Genomic DNA, 14748 nt, shown 5'->3' on the forward strand with positions numbered 1-14748 from the left:
GCTGGAGGTATTTCAGCGGCCTGTTAAGAGCTGGTGAAGGCGGGCGACGCCCCCAACTCAGGCCATTGGCGCCCATGGGCCAGTAAAGCTTTTCGGCAATCTTGTAGGCCAGTGCCACCACGACGTCCTTGAGGCGCCGCTGCAGCATGGGCAGTGCCCGTGCCTAAGGATATCTGGTGCGCGTGAGCATCGTTTGTCCTGCGTTGACCACCTGTCGTCGCAGAAGCGTTGCCGCGCGCTTGCTGATGTGCCCAAGCGATACATGACCGCCGTGCCGGTCTGTGCCGGAATAGCCGCAGGCTTGCGGCGAATGCCCTGCCTGTGCGAGTGGCTGGGCAGAGAATGGTGCGACCAAGGCAGTAGCGGTAATAGGGCCCAAGCCGGACATCTGGTCCACAATCTGCGCGGCCGGATCAGACCTTAGCCACTATGTAGGTCACGCGCAACCAGTAGGATCTTCTATTCATCGAATTCGCCAAGCGCACGGACTTGCCGCTCCAGCGCCGTGTCAGCAAGAGCGGTACGACGCGAGCGAACTACGGCCCAGCGCTCTTGGCCCGGAAGGACAGCGTACCGAAGTGCAAGCCTCACCCCAGCAGCCCCGGCATTTGGTTGCTCTGCCGGGTACGCGTACTCTCCTCCACCTTGAGTGTTGGATCCAGTTCTCACTCTGGCACAGCGACGCCGCCGATCAAGCGAGAGCCCCTTTTGCCTTCGAGGCTTTGGCTTAGCGTTAGATGGGCGGTTCATTCCAACTCCCCTCATCCGCCCCGATTTTGAAGAAAACCTGCCGTGCACTATCGAAGCATGCGTCGCTTCGATATCATTTTTTTGCCTCACACGGAAAATGAATAGATGGAAGACAGACTAGCTAGCCGCAACGACTAATGTTCGTCATGATGATGAAAAAATTTCCCATCAGTTTGTCGCGATCGATTGGCCTAATAATTGGGTTACCCCCGGAGAACGGAACAGGCTTACAGCTAATATAGCGGCATGCTTAGTCGGAATATCTGGCTCATTTTGAATTGGTCTATGCCTAACCGCGCATTGGCCTTTGGTTGGTCGTGAAGCTAGGCGTGTCAGCAATGATTTCCTTATACATCTGTACGTCACATCTCAAAATCCTCCTTCGCCAGCCATTGGCTAATGTATCCTCCCAGTGCCTTCAGAAGGGCATCAGAGCACATACCAGCGGAACCGGCTAATGCAGGGCAAAGCACGAGCTGCGTGCCTGTGTCGTCGTAGACATGAAGTATTCGGACCTGGTCCGCCGGCTTCAGAGTGTGCTCTTTATATGAAAGCCCGCGCATACCGAAGGCATGCACATAATCATCTTCATGACGCTCGCCTAGACACACCACCACCTTCGGCTGCTCGCGCCGACGTAACGCCTCGATGAAGCGAAAGCGTCCTCCATCACGGCAAAGAGACATGTAAGCGACTTTCGAAGTGAGTTCAGGTTGCATGCTAAAGCGTCGCCTCCAGCTCTGGCCATCGTCTGTACGAATTGGGAGCGGAAATAGGCTGAGCATGAATTCCCAGCCTTGCGGTCGGTACAGAAGATCTGAAAGATATTTCTTCCAGTCACCACCATCTTCGTCGCCAAACAGCACCATTTGACGAGCAGCTGACATAATACGAGCGATCCGCTGATGTGTCTGCCACCGGACTATCGCCGTTGCATGCTGAGCTCGAAAGGCGGCGTCCCAAGCTGGACATTCAAGCTTCGGCATCAGAGGCGAGACTAGCGATATGCAGCCCCTTCTCGGCGAATAATTGCAAAACCAAACTGCAGCGGACGGGTTTCCTCCTTCCATGCCGAGAAAAGACGCAAAATAGCTGCCTAATTGCTGGCGGGTAAAAGCGTTTGTGGTCATGATTCAGCTTCGTGATGGCCCTGTTAGAGTTTACCATTAGCTTCAAAATGAAAAAATATCGCGTCACCTAAACGATCAACAAAAAAATCGATATTTTTGTTTTCTCCCTTTATCTTACCCTCATTCCCTATGTATAGGCCAATTTCCTACTGCGGGGCCAATTTGCTACTGCATATTTGCGCTGACTTTCTTAGCCGGCGTCCCTGCCTTAGTTGAAACCCAGACACTTTTGGTCTCGAGGAACTCGCGCACAGCTTCGATACCGTTCTCACGGCCAATACCGGATTGCTTCATGCCACCGAAAGGGAGGTTGAAGCTCATCGCGCGATAGGCGTTAATCCACACTGTGCCGACCCTGAGCGCCTTTGAAACACGAAGCGCCTTGGAGATATCAGCTGTCCATACTCCGGCGGCGAGCCCATAAATAACATCATTGGCGATCCTCACTGCGTCCGCTTCGTCATCGAAGCCCATGACCGAGAGCACGGGGCCGAATACCTCTTCTTGCGCGATGCGCATGTCGCTCTTTACGTCGATAAAAACGGTGGGCTGTACAAACTGCCCACCAGAGAGATCCCGCATAGCCTCACCTCCTATTACACAGCGAGCACCTTCTGACTTGGCGATGTCGATGTACCGCAAAACCTTTTTATACTGCTCCGGTGTTGCTAGAGGACCGATGCTATTCTCCGGTGCGTTTGGATCACCGATTCGCGCCAATGCAACCATGCTGACAAGTTGATCGACGAAAAGGTCCTTGATACTATTCTGCACCAGCAAGCGGGACCCTGCCACACAAGCTTGACCGGTCGCTGCAAAGATCCCCGACACAACTCCACTTACTGCCTGTGCGAAGTCGCAGTCTTCGAACACAATATTGGGCGACTTGCCACCTAATTCCATTGAAACCCGTTTCATAGACTTTGCAGCAGCCGCGTATACCTTTGCCCCGGTGGCATCCGATCCAGTAAAACTCACCTTGGCGACGTCAGGATGTTCCACCAACGCAGCCCCGGTCTCCGGACCAAATCCAGTGACAACGTTGAATACTCCACTCGGGAAGCCGGCGTGCTGGGTTAACTCCATGAACTCCAGTGTGCTCGCCGAAGCAAATTCTGATGGCTTCAGGACCACGGTGCAGCCTGCTGCCAAGGCGGGCGCGCATTTCATCGCTACGAAAAGCAAAGGCGAGTTCCAGGCCGTCAAGGCACCGACCACGCCAACTGGCTCGTGGGTCGTAAAAGCAAAGGCATCGGACCTATCCAAAGGAACAACAGCGCCTTCTATCTTGTCAGCTAGGCCGCTGAAGTACCACCACCACTCCGACTGCGACCGAAGCTGGTTCAGCACCTCAGTCATCACCTTGCCATTGTCCCGTACCTCAGTTTCTGCCAGGCGCTGGGCGTTTTCAAGGACCAGATCACCGAGACGTCGCATTAGTTTGCCGCGCGCCGTGGCTGTCATCATCGCCCAAGGTCCCGCCTTCAGGGCACGCGAAGCTGCCGCTACCGCGATATCAACGTCTTCCTTTGTAGCTCTAGGGATGCGTGCCCATACCTCGCCGGTGTACGGGTTGACCGTATCGAACCACTCCAGTCTTACTGGATCGACGTAACGGCCGTCGATGAACAATTTATAGCGTTTCATTTGAATCCAAACTCTCCTTTTTTAATGAGCATTGGGTCGGTATTACATTTCCATTATTCGACAGCGCCTTGCTATGGTCCACAGCACCGCAAGTGCGTCGACTCAATTCTTGCTTTTGCTCGCATTCATGCGTCAAGCACATCACCCGACGCGGATGATTGCCATCGATTGGCGCTTAATGACCTCGTTCCCATCTGCAATTGTTTTCTGGTCGGTGCCGGCGGGAACCTGTTAAACAATGCCCCCAGTCTGCAAAGGCTTTAGGAATCAACACCTCCAACGCCCGAACGGCTGGCAAAGCTTGATCATGGAGCGATCGTAACCCTTTGAGGAAGCTACGTCAGTTCACGGTGTGATCCCGAAGGGTCAGTCCAGTTTCCGACTCAGTCACAAAAGATTTACGGCACCTCCGCCAGCGCTGTCGGACAAAATGTGAGATTTGTCGGGATCGCTCCAGTCAGGCTTACCAGAATCCGTTCCGGCTTTCCTTTGGTGCTAAGTACCGAATGCAGCCTGAAGGGCCCTACGCGCGTCCATAGTGAGGCCATCGGCCCACAAGTCTGCAGAATGCAAGCAAGAAAAGCCACGGCGTGTAAAACATCAACCGCAAACCTCATTGATCAGCGATTCCCTTCAAGATCGTTGCCACACATTTTGTAGGTTCCTTTGCAAGCTCGCTCCAGCGCTTAGCTTCTTCGCTCATGAAGGTGAGCACGAAATTTGCTGAGTGCGTGTCGACAGATAGCCTCAAGCCATGGCGCCACCACCCTTCTACCTAAATAAGAGCGTCATTTTGTTGACACGGCAAGTTTTTTCCGTATGTAATGATGACGACTTGATTCAGTTTAAGGTACCGCCTTTACGAGGTCAACAGCTGTATCTCTCTTTATCCAACGATGCCACGCAAGCCACAAAACACATCAATTTCTGACCAAAATTCTGCGCCCGGAGGTGCCTCAAGTGTGGACCGCGCTTTGTCCTTGCTTGACGTGTTCACACCACAATTTGCTTCGCTCTCACTGACTGAGATAGCGAAACAGACAAGGCTATATAAAAGCACCGTACTGAGGTTGCTAGCCTCCTTGCAACACAAGGACTATGTTCAACGTAAAACAGATGGAACCTACTGCCTCGGCCCACAAATCGCGCGTCTTTATGCAATCTACGCGTCGTCATTTTCGCTCGAAGAAATCGTTATGCCGGCGCTGCGTGAACTCACAGAAAAAACCAAGGAGAGCGCTGCATTTTATGTACGACAAAAGGAGTTCCGTCTCTGCCTCTATCGAGTTGACTCCCCACAGCTGGTTCGCGATCATATACGGGCGGGTGAGATTCTCCCAATTGATCGCGGCGCTGGCGGCCGCGTATTGCTGGCCTATTCCGGTGCGCAAGGGGAAATCTACGATCGGATTCGTAAAGATGGCATTGCTATGCTAGTCGGAGATCGCGTACCGGTGCTCAGCGGCATATCAGCTCCTGTTTTCAATGCTGCAAGAGAACTCGCTGGCGCCGTCACACTTACAATGCCCACGTCTCGCTATTCGGAAACTTTTGCGAAACCCGTACGCGATGTGGCAATGAGTATCTCATCGAGATTGGGCGTCGCCGACTTTAACGAATGATGGCACTGAGTCCCTCACATTCCCTTTTGAGAAAATGCACTGGCGTGCGAAAGAGCCCGTGACCTCTGAGTGTAGCCGATCAGGCGATTCGATACGGAACCTCACCATCACCCATGGAACTGTAGGATCATTGTAATGGCATTCACGCGGAAGCGCGCGCGAGATCCGGCGTTCTGTATGTTTTAAGCATTCAGTTCTTTCGGCGCGATCTGAGCAACTGCTTTCGTGCACGATTGACGTTGCCTTGACGACCAACAACGCCTCGCTCGGGACATTTCGTCCAGGGACTTGGAAAGCGCGCTGAGCGAGAAGCGTGAAAGTCAAATGGGCCACGCCAGCGATGATGATGAAGGCGGGTCATCGACTCGGATTCGATAGGTGTATCGACATACAACTTACGGGCGCCACGGAAATTGCAGTATTTGAGAAGGCAATCAATCAACCGGCTGACGACGGCCCCAACACGGAGGAAGCTCTCATGCAGGGGTATGCGGCATCGATGGATGCCGCCGTATGCTGCGGGTCACTTCATCAGCCGTAGCGCAGTGGTTTTGCTGAAGATCGAGATTCGCGAGCTGCTTAAATTTCGCCACTCAGCCATAGGGACGCCCCGAGAGGCGTTGATCTCTTACGACTGACGCGCCGTCCGTGCAACGGAGTCGCATAGCGAAGTAGCGAGTTGCAAGCGCCACTCAGTACCGGATGCCAACGAAATGACATGGCGGTACAGTCATACGATGGGTGCTGAAATCCACAATAGTTGTTTGTCGAACGGCTCAGGACATGCGTGAAACCAAAGTCTTCCGACGTTCGGCGGGGGGTTAGCATTAGTGCAATGCTCAGGGATTTGTTGCAGAACAGATGACCGAATCTGGGGAGGAACCCTCACTTGACAGAAGCAGAGCCAGCTTGTGCAGGGAAAGCCGAATAGGTTTACTATAGAGGACGATAGAACACCAAATAGCCCCAGTGTTTAACCGCCACACTTGGCGAGGCCGATTTGCAACCTAGGACAGAAGGACGCGATCGCGAGGTCGGTATAATGGCGGCCATGATTGATACCTCCTCCTCTTCCACCCGGTCGCCTGTGGACCCAACAGGCGCGATTTCAGCGCGCGTGCGCATCGAGCGCGAATCGCGAGGCTGGTCAATGGGCGAACTCGCTGAGCGCGCCGGCGTGTCAAAGGCCATGATCAGCAAGATCGAGCGTGGTGAAGCGAGTCCGACCGCAACAGTCCTGGGTCGGCTCTCCGGAGCCTTTGGCCTGCAGCTCTCGATGTTGCTGGCACTGGCCGAACAGTTTGGCAATCGCCTTTGCCGTGCCGCCGATCAGCAAGTCTGGACCGATCCCGAGACTGGCTATACCCGACGCGCGGTGTCGCCGCGCAATGGTGGCATGCTGGAACTCGTGGAAATCATGCTTCCAGCCAATGTTCGGATTTCTTACCCGTCATCGGCCTTCATCTTCCAGCACCAGCAGATCTGGGTACAGCAAGGGACCCTGGTGTTTGAGGAAGGTCAACTGGTACATGAGCTAGAAGTCGGCGACTGTCTGCAACTCGGTCCTCCCGCACCATGCACCTTCATCAATCCTGGCAACAACCCGTGCATCTATCTCGTTGCGTTGGTCAAGCGCTAGGGAAGTGCTTATGTGGACGCCTCCCGGATAGCAAGCTCGATTTGACATGGTGGTCGACAGGTAGAGGCAGCACGCTTATGTCCGGCCCGTTTGTTGCAGGCCTTAAGGCCTGCTGGCCCATATGGAATTCGCTGACGAGGTCCCCAGCTGATTATCGAGCCTTGCGGCTCACGTTCCCTATCGGGTCTTCCTCGTCCCGGTCCAACCTGTTAGCCATCATGCGATCATTGCTTGCGCTCCTTGAGAAGGGTTGATCAGTCCTGGTGTATCCGCTTGGGAGGCTATGATGCAGCTATGGGCAGGTGTGCCTCATATCTCCCTTGCCTGGCCAATACTGCCCAGATGGTCCTGGCGAGTTTGTTAGCTACCGCAGCGACCGCGACGTTGAAGGGACGTCGCTTGAGCAATTCGTCGAGCCAGGCGGTTCCCGCACCTCGAGTGACCACGGATCTGGCGCCGTGTATGAGCAAGGTGCGGAGATAGGTGTCGCCACGTTTGCTTATCCCTAGTTGGCGTACATGACCTCCGGTGCCAGTTTGTTTGGGCACCAAGCCTAGCCACGCGGCAAACTCGCGCCCAGAGCGGAAAGTCTTGGCATCGCCGATGGCAGCTACCGCCGCCGTTGCGGTCAGCAATCCCACGCCGGGGATTTCAGCAATCATCCGGCATTCGTGATTGTCGCGAAGGGCAACCTTGAGCCGCCGAGAGGTGGCGCCGTTTGTTCGGACAGAGATCCGGAGTTTTTAAGTGGAAGCGCTGGGGCAGTCAGGCTGCCGATTTGATCGCTGGCAGCGTGGCGAAGTATGCCTCATCCGGGGTCTGGTCCGCCAGACTGGAATGGGGCCGTCGTTGGTTGTACCAAGTTAGGTAGTTAGCGATAGAGCGGCGCGCATGGCTGACCGAGTCGTAGGCTTTCAGGTAGACCTCCTCGTATTTGACGCTGCGCCAAAGGCGTTCGACGAACACGTTGTCGCGCCAACTGCCCTTGCCGTCCATCGACAGTCGGATGCCGCGGTCGAGCACAGCGTCTGTGAACCCCGTCGCGGTGAACTGGCTGCCCTGGTCGGTGTTGACGATCTCCGGCGTGCCGTATTTCGCAAAGGCCTCCTCCAGCGCCTCGACAGCATGGCAGCTCTCCAGAGTGATCGCCACCCGGTGGGCCAGTACTTTGCGGCTCGCCCAGTCCACCACCGCCATCAGATACACGAAGCCCCGCGCCATCGGAATGTAGCTCGTGTCCAGCGCCCACACCTGGTTGGCGCGATCGATCGTCCGGTCGCGCAGTAGGTATGGCCAGATCTTGTGCGCCGCATGCTTGCGGCTCGTGTTGGGGCGACGGTACAGCGCCTCGATGCCCATGCGCTTCATCAGCGTGCGCACGTGCCGGCGGCCGACCGGGATGCTCTCCCGTCGCAACAGGCGGGCCAGCATGCGTGCGCCCGCGAAGGGATGCTCCAGATGCAGTTCGTCGATCCGGCGCATCAGCCTCAGATCCGCGTCGCTGATTGGACGCGGCTGGTAGTAGACGCTCGATCGGGAAATGTCGACCAGCTTGACCTGGCGGCTCACCGGCAGCGGGTGATCGCGGTCAATCATCGCTTTCCGCTCAGCAATCCCGCCTTGCCGAGCGCGTGCTCTAAAAAATCGTTCTCCAGTGTCAATTGGCCTATCTTTGCATGCAGCGCCTTCACGTCCACCGGCGGCTCGGCCGCAGTCTTGGTTTTGCCGCCGCCGAACACGTCCGCGGCGTGCTCCGCCAACTGTTGCTTCCACTCCGTGATCTGGCTCGGGTGCACGTCATACTGCTGGGCCAATTCCGCCAGCGTCTTGTCGCCCTTGAGCGCGGCCATGGCCACCTTGGCCTTGAAGGTTGCCGAGTGGGTCCGTCTGCTTCGTTTCGTCATCTTCTGGATCCTTTATGCCCGCCATTATGGCCGGCTCAGGCCCCAGCTCTTCCACTTAACCGACTGTCCGAATTTCCGCCGCCACCTCTCCGTTCGAGCGTAGCGATTTCTTTGTCGGTAAGCCTCGATGGCGATCAGCGAACGCTCACGCCTAGTGAAGAAGTTTGTGACTTGGCTTCTCTTCAGCTTGATACGCTCAACTTCGCCGGTGCTGACATTCACAGCATGTAGTTGGAAAACGTGCTTGGCAATATCCATGCCGATGACGGTAAGTTCCATTTTGGATCGCCTCCTGCTTAGGGTCGCTGCCCACTCGACGTCTCCCCCCACTTTGGCACAAAGGAACTATCGCCAGCGGAGGATCCTCACAGGGCTCTTGCAACTAGGTGCGCCGTTGCCAGGGGGAAGGCGTCCATACCATCTGATCAATGAGGTTTGCGCTTGATGTTGCACAAGCCAAGGACTTCAGCTTTCGCAATGCGGGAGAGATAGGCCGATTCAAGCTGTCTTTCTCGCGTTTTCGCACCCGTTCTGGCCGCGCTGTGTGCGCATAGCAGGCCGCTGAAATACCTCCAGCGGACGTCAGCGCGACGACTGGCTGAAGCGTTGCTTTGAGGATCCCATCCAATCCCACATTCATGCGCGGCGCAGATACCTTCACGGAAAGCTTGTTCACTATGCGGAGGCTGGAGGATTTCGTGCCGCAGTCCCATCCGCTGCGCTCGATCCGGACTATGGCCAACCAGGCGCTGGTGAAGATGGACCGGCTGTTCGCGCAGATGTACGAGGCCGATATCAAGGGTGGCCGCCCCAGTATCGCGCCGGAGAAGTTGCTGCGGGCCATGCTGCTGCAGGTGCTCTACAGCATTCGCTCTGAGCGCCAGCTCATGGAGCAGACGCAATACAACCTGCTGTTTCGCTGGTTCATCGGGCTGTCGATGGACGACTCAGTTTGGGTGCCCACGGTCTTCACCAAGAACCGCGAGCGACTGATCAAGCATGATGCGGTGATCCAGTTTTTCAACGAGGTGCTGGCCATCGCGCAGAAGAAGAACTGGCTGTCGGGTGAGCACTTCAGCGTGGACGGCACGCTGATACAGGCGTGGGCAGGCCACAAGAGCTTCGTGCGCAAGGATGGCGACGACCAAGACGATGACGCCGGCGGCAGCTTCAAAGGTCGCAAGCGCAGCAACGAGACACACGAATCCAAGACCGATCCCGATGCCAAGCTCTACCGCAAGGGCAAGACATCCAGTGAGCTGCGCTACATGGGTCATACCCTGAGCGACAACCGCCATGGCCTGGTGGTTAGCGCCATGGTGACCAAGGCGGACGGACACGCCGAGCGGGAGGCCGCAAAGGTCATGCTTAACGATGCCAGGCAGGTGATTGAAGACCTGAATGTGGAAGTCACCGTGGGCGCGGACAAGGGCTATGACGCGCACGAGTTCATTGAGGCCTGCCTGGAAATGAAGGTGACGCCCCACGTGGCGCAGAACACATCGGGTCGTCGCTCGGCCGTTCCTGATGCCATTGCTTCCAGCGCCGGTTATGCCGTCTCGCAACAGAAGCGCAAGCTGATCGAACAGGGCTTCGGGTGGGTCAAGACCGTGGGGCGCATGCGTCAGGTGATGGTGCGCGGTCTGAAGAAAGTCGATCAGATGTTTGTGCTGAGCATGGCCGCCTACCACCTCGTGCGCATGCGCTCGCTGGGACAAATCCGTCCGCAGTTGCAGTAATCGCGCTAATGAGGCCGGAATGGGCGCCAAAACGCGGAAAAAGCCGAGGCAGTGACGTCCGGCTTCCGGATTGTGAAAAACAGCGCTCCCCTCCTTGCGGGGAAAAACTCATCGCTAGCGCGATGAGTACTTCAGCAGCCTGCTATTGCGCATTCGAGCCGACGACATCACACCGAGTGGCGAATACAGATTTTTCCGAAATGCTTGCCTGAAGCGAGGTAATGCATTGCTGAATGAAGCGCCTCGAATGGGAATATGCGATCGACCACGGGGCGCAATCTGGTCGCTTCGAAATGGGTTAGCATTGCTTCCAAGTCGGCACGGCTGCCGACAGTGATGCCTTGCAACCTGATGTGCCGCGTTACAACCTGGCCGAGTGGAATTTTTGGATCAGAACCGGAAAGGACACCGATCAAGCTGATTGTTCCTCCTGTCCGGACAGCGCGCACGGACTGGGCTAGCGTATCTGCCCCCCCGACTTCAACAATGTGATCGACGCCGACGCCCCGCGTATGCTCTCTCACCGTGCGCCACCATTGTGGCTCCTTCTCGTAATTAATCAGGTAGTCCGCTCCAAGCGACTTCGCGCTGGCAAGTTTCTTGTCGCTGGAAGACGTAATGATCACGACCGCGCGCAGTGACTTCGCAATCTGGAGCGCAAACAGAGAGACTCCGCCAGTCCCTTGCACGAGGACGGTTTCCCCTCGCTTCAGTCGCCCCTCGGTGATCAGGGCTCGCCACGCCGTTACACCCGCAGTAGGCAACGTTGCGGCTTCAAAATCAGAGAGGTAGGCGGGCACACGGCATACCCCTTCCTCGGGTATCACCAAATGGGTCGCCATGGTTCCATCCTGCTCGCAACCCAAGCTAGATTGCATTCGTTCGGCGTTTGGTGCACCGTCCACCCACGTTTGATAAAAGATCGGGCATACACGCTCACCTACCTGAAACCGAGTTACCCCAGCGCCTACGGCATCAATGACACCCACACCATCGCTTAGAACGATGAGTGGCAGATCTTTCATTCGCTTCCCGTAACCGTGGCTAGGAATAATGAGATCGCGATAATTCAAAGCCGCAGCCCGCATCTTGAGACGCACCTCCCCTGTGGCTGGCTGAGGCATCGGTTTGGACGCCATCTGGAGATGCTCGATGGACCAGTCCTGCTCAACTTGGAATACACGCATCGTATGTTCCTCTCTACGCTTTGGTGCTCGCACCTACCATGCGATAGCCCTTCAGAAAATCTCAGCAGCAGCAGCTACCTCGTGTTGACCGGCTTATGAGCCAAGTCACGCCGTCGACGGACGTGTGACCTTATCGCATGCGACTGCCTTCTCGCGACGAATGCGTTGGATTCGCCGGCGATACCCTTCCGGAATAGGAGCACGCAGAAAATGAACGTCAAGCCGGTGACTATCGTGACGGATTCGCCCAGGGCATCGAACCACTCGATATGAGTAGCTGTTGCCAGCGCTTCACCAATTTCGCCTAGCTCATTCTCAAGCACCATGATGACAACAGCGCCGACAATGGGCCCTATCAGGGTGCCAACTCCGCCAACTAGCGTCATGAGTACGACCATGCCTGACAGGCCCCAATGCACATCGACCAAGGTCTCGAAGCCGAGCACGATCGCTTTGACAGAGCCTGCCAAACCGGTCAGGACGGAAGACAGGACAAAGGCCATCAGCTTGTATCGATCGGCATCGTAGCCAAGGGAGATGGATCGAGGCTCGTTTTCCTTGACCGCCCTGAGGATTTGCCCGAACGGAGATTGGACGATCCGGGTAATCAATGCGAGGGCGGCCACGAATATTGCCAGTACAACGAAGTACATGGTCGTATCGTCCCCAAGATCAAGAACGCCAAGGAGTTTGCCACGCGGGATCCCCTGCATGCCGTCTTCACCCCCAGTAACCGGCGCCTGGAGACAGACGAAATAAACCATCTGAGCCAGCGCAAGCGTGATCATCGTGAAGTAAATCCCTTTCCGCCTGATCGCAAGACTAGCCATCAGGAATCCAAGAATGGCAGAAACCACCATACCGAGTACGATGGCTCCTTCCATTGGGATGCCAAGATCGCGGGCTGCGTATCCGGTCACATACCCGGCCGCACCGAATAGTGCTGCATGGCCGAAAGAAAGAAGACCGGTGAATCCCATTAGAAGATTGAATGCACATGCAAAAAGCGCGAAGCACATGATCTTCATAAGGAGAACGGGATAAACGAAGTTGGGCAGGAGCAAAGCGATGCCTAGCAGGCTGCTGAAGTACTCATCGCGCTAGCGATGAGTTTTTCCCCGCAAGGCGGGGAGCGCTGTTTTTCACAATCCGGAAGCCGGACGTCACTGCCTCGACTTTTTCCGCGTTTTGGCGCCCATTCCGGCCTCATTAGCGCGATTACTGCAACTGCGGACGGATTTGTCCCAGCGAGCGCATGCGCACGAGGTGGTAGGCGGCCATGCTCAGCACAAACATCTGATCGACTTTCTTCAGACCGCGCACCATCACCTGACGCATGCGCCCCACGGTCTTGACCCACCCGAAGCCCTGTTCGATCAGCTTGCGCTTCTGTTGCGAGACGGCATAACCGGCGCTGGAAGCAATGGCATCAGGAACGGCCGAGCGACGACCCGATGTGTTCTGCGCCACGTGGGGCGTCACCTTCATTTCCAGGCAGGCCTCAATGAACTCGTGCGCGTCATAGCCCTTGTCCGCGCCCACGGTGACTTCCACATTCAGGTCTTCAATCACCTGCCTGGCATCGTTAAGCATGACCTTTGCGGCCTCCCGCTCGGCGTGTCCGTCCGCCTTGGTCACCATGGCGCTAACCACCAGGCCATGGCGGTTGTCGCTCAGGGTATGACCCATGTAGCGCAGCTCACTGGATGTCTTGCCCTTGCGGTAGAGCTTGGCATCGGGATCGGTCTTGGATTCGTGTGTCTCGTTGCTGCGCTTGCGACCTTTGAAGCTGCCGCCGGCGTCATCGTCTTGGTCGTCGCCATCCTTGCGCACGAAGCTCTTGTGGCCTGCCCACGCCTGTATCAGCGTGCCGTCCACGCTGAAGTGCTCACCCGACAGCCAGTTCTTCTTCTGCGCGATGGCCAGCACCTCGTTGAAAAACTGGATCACCGCATCATGCTTGATCAGTCGCTCGCGGTTCTTGGTGAAGACCGTGGGCACCCAAACTGAGTCGTCCATCGACAGCCCGATGAACCAGCGAAACAGCAGGTTGTATTGCGTCTGCTCCATGAGCTGGCGCTCAGAGCGAATGCTGTAGAGCACCTGCAGCAGCATGGCCCGCAGCAACTTCTCCGGCGCGATACTGGGGCGGCCACCCTTGATATCGGCCTCGTACATCTGCGCGAACAGCCGGTCCATCTTCACCAGCGCCTGGTTGGCCATAGTCCGGATCGAGCGCAGCGGATGGGACTGCGGCACGAAATCCTCCAGCCTCCGCATAGTGAACAAGCTTTCCGTGAAGGTATCTGCGCCGCGCATGAATGTGGGATTGGATGGGATCCTCAAAGCAACGCTTCAGCCAGTCGTCGCGCTGACGTCCGCTGGAGGTATTTCAGCGGCCTGCTAGGGCCGCCACAAGAACGAGTTTCTTAATCATATGAGGCTCCATTAATTCTCTTTGCCAAACAACCCGGAAGGCCGGACGAGCAGTACCATGGCCATGAGGATGAAAACCACTGTTGCCAATAGCTCAGGGTAAAAGACACGGGCAGCCTACAGCGCCTCAATGCCCATGCGCTTCATCAGCGTGCGCACGTGCCGGCGGCCGACCGGGATGCTCTCCCGTCGCAACAGGCGGGCCAGCATGCGTGCGCCCGCGAAGGGATGCTCCAGATGCAGTTCGTCGATCCGGCGCATCAGCCTCAGATCCGCGTCGCTGATTGGACGCGGCTGGTAGTAGACGCTCGATCGGGAAATGTCGACCAGCTTGACCTGGCGGCTCACCGGCAGCGGGTGATCGCGGTCAATCATCGCTTTCCGCTCAGCAATCCCGCCTTGCCGAGCGCGTGCTCTAAAAAATCGTTCTCCAGTGTCAATTGGCCTATCTTTGCATGCAGCGCCTTCACGTCCACCGGCGGCTCGGCCGCAGTCTTGGTTTTGCCGCCGCCGAACACGTCCGCGGCGTGCTCCGCCAACTGTTGCTTCCACTCCGTGATCTGGCTCGGGTGCACGTCATACTGCTGGGCCAATTCCGCCAGCGTCTTGTCGCCCTTGAGCGCGGCCATGGCCACCTTGGCCTTGAAGGTTGCCGAGTGGGTCCGTCTGCTTCGTTTCGTCATCTTCTGGATCC

General features: G+C 56.6%; 11 protein-coding genes and 3 pseudogenes. 3 read left to right on the forward strand and 11 right to left on the reverse strand.

The window, feature by feature from the left end; translation table 11 throughout:
* Positions 1 to 163: 163 nt before the first annotated feature.
* The 3 genes from RALTA_RS31140 to RALTA_RS28075 form a co-directional block, all read right to left on the reverse strand.
* Positions 164 to 397, reverse strand: a complete 234-nt coding sequence (locus tag RALTA_RS31140; RefSeq protein WP_012354716.1) for a transposase — start codon at positions 395 to 397, stop codon at positions 164 to 166.
* Between the two features lie 715 nt (positions 398 to 1112).
* Positions 1113 to 1880 (reverse strand): hypothetical protein, encoded by a 768-nt coding sequence (locus tag RALTA_RS29780; protein WP_012354717.1) that lies wholly within the window; start codon positions 1878 to 1880, stop codon positions 1113 to 1115.
* A 165-nt stretch (positions 1881 to 2045) separates the two neighbouring features.
* Complete coding sequence (locus RALTA_RS28075) at positions 2046 to 3527, reverse strand: aldehyde dehydrogenase (RefSeq protein WP_012354718.1); 1482 nt, start codon at positions 3525 to 3527, stop codon at positions 2046 to 2048.
* 896 nt (positions 3528 to 4423) lie between these two features.
* Between RALTA_RS28075 and RALTA_RS29790 the strand changes: the two genes are divergently transcribed.
* Both RALTA_RS29790 and RALTA_RS28085 read left to right on the forward strand, forming a co-directional pair.
* Positions 4424 to 5149 (forward strand): IclR family transcriptional regulator, encoded by a 726-nt coding sequence (locus RALTA_RS29790; protein ID WP_012354720.1) that lies wholly within the window; start codon positions 4424 to 4426, stop codon positions 5147 to 5149.
* A gap of 1051 nt (positions 5150 to 6200) precedes the next feature.
* A complete protein-coding gene (locus tag RALTA_RS28085) occupies positions 6201 to 6788 on the forward strand; it encodes a helix-turn-helix domain-containing protein (RefSeq protein ID WP_012354721.1) in 588 nt (195 codons plus the stop codon).
* Positions 6789 to 7069: 281 nt separating this feature from the next.
* Here RALTA_RS28085 and RALTA_RS29795 read toward each other — a convergent pair.
* The 3 genes and pseudogenes from RALTA_RS29795 to RALTA_RS31145 all read right to left on the reverse strand — a co-directional run.
* Positions 7070 to 7492: pseudogene (locus tag RALTA_RS29795) on the reverse strand (transposase); the annotation flags it as partial.
* Between the two features lie 61 nt (positions 7493 to 7553).
* Positions 7554 to 8692 (reverse strand): IS3 family transposase gene (locus RALTA_RS28090; protein WP_373429603.1). Its coding sequence is split into 2 segments (ribosomal slippage): positions 7554 to 8425 and positions 8425 to 8692, totalling 1140 coding nucleotides; the frame shifts between segments, so codons are not numbered across the junction.
* Between the two features lie 24 nt (positions 8693 to 8716).
* Entirely contained in the window at positions 8717 to 8971 is a 255-nt protein-coding gene (locus tag RALTA_RS31145) for a transposase (RefSeq protein WP_012354723.1), read from the reverse strand.
* A 359-nt stretch (positions 8972 to 9330) separates the two neighbouring features.
* Here RALTA_RS31145 and RALTA_RS28105 point away from each other — a divergent pair, with 359 nt between their 5' ends.
* Positions 9331 to 10431 carry an IS5 family transposase gene (locus tag RALTA_RS28105; RefSeq protein WP_012354583.1) on the forward strand — a complete coding sequence of 367 codons (1101 nt, stop codon included), beginning with the start codon at positions 9331 to 9333 and terminating at the stop codon, positions 10429 to 10431.
* A gap of 167 nt (positions 10432 to 10598) precedes the next feature.
* On the opposite strand, the gene RALTA_RS28110 is transcribed toward RALTA_RS28105, so the two are convergent.
* The 5 genes and pseudogenes from RALTA_RS28110 to RALTA_RS29800 all read right to left on the reverse strand — a co-directional run.
* Positions 10599 to 11618 carry a zinc-dependent alcohol dehydrogenase family protein gene (locus tag RALTA_RS28110; protein ID WP_012354724.1) on the reverse strand — a complete coding sequence of 340 codons (1020 nt, stop codon included), beginning with the start codon at positions 11616 to 11618 and terminating at the stop codon, positions 10599 to 10601.
* Between the two features lie 74 nt (positions 11619 to 11692).
* Positions 11693 to 12646 (reverse strand): branched-chain amino acid ABC transporter permease, encoded by a 954-nt coding sequence (locus RALTA_RS28115; RefSeq protein WP_081479564.1) that lies wholly within the window; start codon positions 12644 to 12646, stop codon positions 11693 to 11695.
* Positions 12647 to 12836: 190 nt separating this feature from the next.
* Positions 12837 to 13937, reverse strand: coding sequence for an IS5 family transposase (locus tag RALTA_RS28120; protein ID WP_012354583.1), 1101 nt, complete (start codon positions 13935 to 13937; stop codon positions 12837 to 12839).
* Between the two features lie 129 nt (positions 13938 to 14066).
* Positions 14067 to 14165: pseudogene (locus RALTA_RS30530) on the reverse strand (branched-chain amino acid ABC transporter permease); the annotation flags it as partial.
* A 9-nt stretch (positions 14166 to 14174) separates the two neighbouring features.
* Positions 14175 to 14737 (reverse strand): annotated as a pseudogene (locus RALTA_RS29800) (IS3 family transposase); the annotation flags it as partial.
* Between the last annotated feature and the right edge of the window lie 11 nt (positions 14738 to 14748).

It is taken from the genome of Cupriavidus taiwanensis LMG 19424, assembly GCF_000069785.1.
Lineage (GTDB): Bacteria > Pseudomonadota > Gammaproteobacteria > Burkholderiales > Burkholderiaceae > Cupriavidus > Cupriavidus taiwanensis.

Excerpts from the sequence above, each read along its gene's own strand:
- RALTA_RS29790 (WP_012354720.1), top strand. The coding sequence starts at position 4,424 with ATGCCACGCAAGCCACAAAACACATCAATTTCTGACCAAAATTCTGCG.
- RALTA_RS29780 (WP_012354717.1), bottom strand. The coding sequence starts at position 1,880 with ATGACCACAAACGCTTTTACCCGCCAGCAATTAGGCAGCTATTTTGCG.
- RALTA_RS28085 (WP_012354721.1), top strand. The coding sequence starts at position 6,201 with ATGATTGATACCTCCTCCTCTTCCACCCGGTCGCCTGTGGACCCAACA.
- RALTA_RS28115 (WP_081479564.1), bottom strand. The coding sequence starts at position 12,646 with ATGAAGATCATGTGCTTCGCGCTTTTTGCATGTGCATTCAATCTTCTA.
- RALTA_RS28075 (WP_012354718.1), bottom strand. The coding sequence starts at position 3,527 with ATGAAACGCTATAAATTGTTCATCGACGGCCGTTACGTCGATCCAGTA.
- RALTA_RS28110 (WP_012354724.1), bottom strand. The coding sequence starts at position 11,618 with ATGCGTGTATTCCAAGTTGAGCAGGACTGGTCCATCGAGCATCTCCAG.
- RALTA_RS28105 (WP_012354583.1), top strand. The coding sequence starts at position 9,331 with ATGCGCGGCGCAGATACCTTCACGGAAAGCTTGTTCACTATGCGGAGG.
- RALTA_RS31145 (WP_012354723.1), bottom strand. The coding sequence starts at position 8,971 with ATGGAACTTACCGTCATCGGCATGGATATTGCCAAGCACGTTTTCCAA.
- RALTA_RS28120 (WP_012354583.1), bottom strand. The coding sequence starts at position 13,937 with ATGCGCGGCGCAGATACCTTCACGGAAAGCTTGTTCACTATGCGGAGG.